The organism is Hyphomonas sp. (genome assembly GCF_037969335.1).
Lineage (GTDB): Bacteria > Pseudomonadota > Alphaproteobacteria > Caulobacterales > Hyphomonadaceae > Hyphomonas.
In genome coordinates, this window is the sequence record NZ_JBBKXE010000114.1 from 1 (window position 1) to 4638 (window position 4638).

The window sequence follows — 4638 nt, forward strand, 5'->3', positions numbered from 1 at the left end:
AACGCCTCTTGCTTGATCTGCCAGCTTTTTGCCGCATGGGTTTTCTGTTCGGGCGAGCGGGCATCGACCTTGTCGCAATCGAAGCCCTTTATCGTGCGGAATTCATCATCGCGGGCGGCGATGGTGAGGTCGCCAAAGGCGCCGCTTGCGGCAGACCAGCCGATCACCGAGGGCGCGTTTGTGCGGATACCAAATTGGGCCGTACCGGTGTCATCCACCACTTGCTTGACGCCGGCGACCGTCATCGTTTCGCCGGGCGCAGCATGGCAGATGACAAGGCCACCCTGTTTGAGGGCGCCGTCGCAGGCCGGGTGGGCAGACGTTGCGGATCGGATTTCGTCGGAGGCAGGCGTTTGTGCACACGCTCCTGAACACATCACGACCGCGAGCAGGAGTTCGCGCAGCATCATCCTTGTGCGGGAATCATCCGGGTGCCTGCGGCTGCGGCGTCCCAATAAGCCTCTTGCAGGTCGACGCTCCAATAGCGCAGGGCCTGAAGGGGAATCTTGCGGCCCGTCACGGCACACACAACAAAATCGCCGGGTGCAAGCACCTGGACATCGGCATCAAGGTAGCGAAGCCGTGCTTCGCCCGCTTGTCGGTTTGATCGGGTCAACATCCCGCCACCATGCCCGATCCGCGCGGAAAAGAAAAGGTGCAGCGAACAGGAAGTTTCCGCTTTGTTCTGGAGAACAAACATGGTACATACAGAACATGGACGGCAATAGGGGGCCTTGCCAAACTGACCCCGGTAGTGGACCTAAGGAGACGACTCATGGCCAAACCAGCGCTTCAACTTGTGGATAAGGAATCCGGTGTGGATAAGCAGAAGGCTCTTGAAACGGCTCTAGGTAATATTGAACGCGCGTTCGGCAAGGGATCGGTGATGCGCCTCGGTGATCGCAAGGTCATGGATATCGAGGCGGTTTCGACCGGTTCGCTGGGGCTCGACATCGCGCTGGGCATTGGCGGCATTCCACGCGGTCGGATCATCGAGATCTACGGCCCGGAAAGCTCGGGCAAGACGACGCTGGCCCTGCACTGTGTGGCCGAAGCGCAAAAGAATGGCGGCGTATGCGCCTTCGTTGATGCCGAGCACGCGCTCGACCCGGTCTATGCCGGCAAGCTGGGTGTGGGGCTGGACGACCTCCTGATCTCGCAGCCTGACACAGGCGAACAGGCACTTGAGATTGCCGACACGCTGGTGCGCTCCGGCGCAGTGGAATTGCTGGTCATCGACTCGGTGGCCGCGCTCACCCCGCGCGCCGAACTTGAAGGCGAGATGGGCGATTCCCTTCCCGGCCTGCAGGCACGCCTGATGAGCCAGGCCCTGCGCAAGCTCACCGGTTCGATCTCGAAATCGAAATGTACCGTCATCTTCATCAACCAGATTCGTCACAAGATCGGCGTCATGTTCGGCAGCCCGGAAACGACGTCCGGCGGTAATGCGCTGAAATTCTATGCCTCGGTCCGTCTCGACATCCGCCGCATCGGCCAGATCAAGGAACGTGATGAGGTCATCGGCAACCAGACACGCGTCAAAGTGGTCAAGAACAAGGTGGCCCCGCCGTTCCGGCAGGTCGAGTTCGACATCATCTATGGCGAAGGCATTTCCAAGACGGGCGAGCTGATTGACCTCGGGGTCAAGGCTGAAGTCGTCGAGAAATCCGGCTCCTGGTATTCCTACAAGGGTGAGCGGATGGGCCAGGGGCGCGAGAAGACCCGCGCCTTCCTCAAGGAAAACCCCGCCATGGCCGACGAGATCGAAGATCTGATTCGCCGCAATGCGGGCCTCCTTGCCGACGAACTCCTCACGGCCGGCATGGAAGCCGGCAAGGATGACGATGTCGAACCGGACGCCGCTGAAGGCTAATCGGCTCTGTTTTTTACCCCGAACGACCCGAAAACGGGGCGTTCGGGGCCCAGTTTGCAGCCAGGTCTCTCACCTGAACTTGTCTCTTTGTGGCGCACCCGGCTTGGCGCGCCGCAAAGGGACCTTTATATCGCCGGTTGGAACCGGCGCGGGACTGCCCTCGTCGCACATGAATAATTTCGGCTAGGACACTGCCCATGACCGGCGTCAACGATATCCGCGAAGCCTTCCTTTCCTTCTTCGAGAAGCAGGGACACACGCGGCGCGCCTCTGCGCCCCTCGTGCCGCAGAATGATCCGACCCTGTTGTTCGTCAATGCGGGCATGGTGCCATTCAAGAACATTTTCACTGGGGCTGAGACGCCATTCGCCCCGCGCGCCACCACGTCGCAAAAGTGCGTCCGGGCCGGTGGCAAGCACAATGATCTCGACAATGTCGGCTATACGGCGCGTCACCACACATTCTTTGAAATGCTGGGCAATTTCTCGTTCGGCGATTATTTCAAGGAACAGGCGATTGTCTATGGTTGGGACCTGGTCACGAAACAGTTCGGGCTCGACCCGAAGCGCCTGCTGGTAACCGTCTATGCCGAGGATGACGAGGCCGCATTGCTCTGGAAGAAGGTGGCCGGCCTGTCCGACGACAGGATCATCCGCATCAGCACATCGGACAATTTCTGGTCGATGGGCGATACCGGCCCTTGTGGCCCGTGCTCGGAAATCTTCTACGACCATGGCGACAAGATTGCCGGCGGCCCTCCCGGCAGCCCGGATGAGGATGGCGACCGCTTCATCGAGATATGGAACCTGGTATTCATGCAGTTCGACCAGTCCGCTGACGGATCGCGCAAGCCCTTGCCCAAACCGTCGATCGATACGGGCATGGGTCTTGAGCGCATCGCGGCTGTCATGCAGGGCGTCCACAACAATTACGAGATCGACCTTTTCGCAAACTTGATCAAGGCCGAAGAAGACCTCTACGGCGAGAAGGCTGCAGGCGACCATCTGGCCTCCTTCCGCGTGATCGCGGACCATCTGCGCACGTCAGCTTTCCTCATCGCCGATGGCGTGCTGCCGTCGAATGAGGGACGCGGCTATGTCCTGCGCCGCATCATGCGCCGCGCCATGCGCCATGGTCACTTGCTCGGCGCCCGCGAACCGATGATGCACCGCCTCACGCCGGCCCTGATCGGTGAAATGGGCAAGGCCTATCCGGAACTGGGCCGCGCGAAAGCCGCGATCGAATCCGCCCTCGAACAGGAAGAGTCCCGCTTCCAGCGCACGCTCGGCCGTGGCCTGTCCCTGCTCGACGAGGCAACGACCGGCCTTGGCGAGGGTGATGCGCTATCGGGTGACACCGCCTTCCGGCTGTATGACACGTTCGGTTTCCCGCTCGACCTGACGCAGGACATCCTGCGGGCGCGCGGAATGTCGGTCGATACGGCCGGTTTCGACGCGGCGATGGACGTCCAGCGCGAAGGGTCGCGCAGCGCGGGCTTCTCGTCCGGTGATGCCGCGACCGATGACATCTGGTTCGCGGTGCGCGAAAAATCCGGTGCCACGAAATTCGGCGGGTATTCAGCCATAGAAGGCCAGGGCAAACTCGTTGCCATCGCGGCGGGCGGTGCGCTGGTCGATACGCTCCAGCCGGGTGCAGCCGAACTCGTGTTCGATGCTACGCCTTTCTATGCCGAGAGCGGTGGTCAGGCCGGTGACCATGGCGAGATCACGTTCGATGGCGGCGCGCGCTTCATCGTCCGTGATGTGCAGAAACGGGCCGGCGATGTGAACGTCCATATTGGTGAACTCGTCAGCGGCTCGGCCAAGCTCGGTGCGAAGGCGAAACTGCATGTCGACGCGACGCGGCGCCGGGCCATCATGGCGAACCATTCGGCGACCCACCTGCTGCATGCGGCCTTGCGAAATGTGCTCGGCGAGCATGTCACGCAGAAGGGCTCGCTGGTTGAAGCGGATCGCCTGCGGTTTGACTTCTCGCATGGTGCGCCGGTGACGGCAGCGGAACTTGAAGCCATCGAGGACCAGGTCAATGCGGTGATCCGCCAGAATGCCGCGACAGACATCAAGGTGACCACGCCGGAGAAAGCTATCGAGGCCGGGGCGCTGGCGCTGTTTGGCGAAAAGTACGGTGATGAAGTCCGCGTCCTGTCGATGGGCAAGGGCGACGGCAAGGCCTATTCGGTTGAGCTCTGCGGTGGTATTCATGTCGAGCGCTCGGGCGATATTGCCGTGTTCGTGATCACGTCGGAAGGCGGCGTATCTGCTGGCGTCCGCCGGATCGAGGCGGCCACGGGCGCCGAGGCGCTGAGTTATCTCAAGGGCCGCGCAAGGATTGCCGAGGATCTCGCCGAGAGCCTGAAAGTGCCGCTGAAGGATGTGCCGCGCAAGGTCACCGTCCTGACGGAAGAACGCCGCGCGCTGGAGAAGGAACTGGCCGATGCCAAGCGCAAGCTGGCCATGGGCGGCGGTGGCGGCGCGCCCGCCGGGCCGGAAGTGATCAATGGCGTGAACCTGATCGCGCGCGTCGCTGAAGGCGTCGGCGGCAAGGATTTGCGTGCGCTGGTCGACGAGGCCAAGGCGAAGATCGGTTCGGGCGTCGTGGCCTTTGTCGGCGTGGCCGATGGCAAGGCCGGCGTGGCGATTGGCGTCACGGCGGACCTCACCGCGAAATATTCGGCGGTGGACCTTGTGAAAGTGGCTGCCGGCGCACTGGGCGGCCAGGGCGGTGGCGGGCGCCCGGACATGGCG

3 protein-coding genes and 1 pseudogene are annotated in these 4638 nt (G+C 62.2%); 2 read left to right on the forward strand and 2 right to left on the reverse strand.

Features of this window, described 5'->3' with window-relative positions:
* Positions 1-410 (reverse strand): annotated as a pseudogene (locus AADA04_RS08610) (hypothetical protein); the annotation flags it as partial.
* Positions 407-619, reverse strand: a complete 213-nt coding sequence (locus AADA04_RS08615; protein ID WP_340692850.1) for a DUF2093 domain-containing protein — start codon at positions 617-619, stop codon at positions 407-409. The gene AADA04_RS08615 and the pseudogene AADA04_RS08610, both read right to left, overlap by 4 nt.
* 156 nt (positions 620-775) lie before the next feature.
* Between AADA04_RS08615 and recA the strand changes: the two genes are divergently transcribed.
* Entirely contained in the window at positions 776-1873 is a 1098-nt protein-coding gene (recA, locus tag AADA04_RS08620) for a recombinase RecA (protein ID WP_340692851.1), read from the forward strand.
* 197 nt (positions 1874-2070) lie between these two features.
* The coding region (gene alaS / locus AADA04_RS08625) for an alanine--tRNA ligase (protein WP_340692852.1) at positions 2071-4638 on the forward strand (2568 nt) is incomplete at its 3' end.

What these genes read in the sequence shown, in the direction of transcription:
- AADA04_RS08615 (WP_340692850.1), bottom strand. Translation starts at nt 619, where the DNA reads ATGTTGACCCGATCAAACCGACAAGCGGGCGAAGCACGGCTTCGCTAC.
- recA (WP_340692851.1), top strand. Translation starts at nt 776, where the DNA reads ATGGCCAAACCAGCGCTTCAACTTGTGGATAAGGAATCCGGTGTGGAT.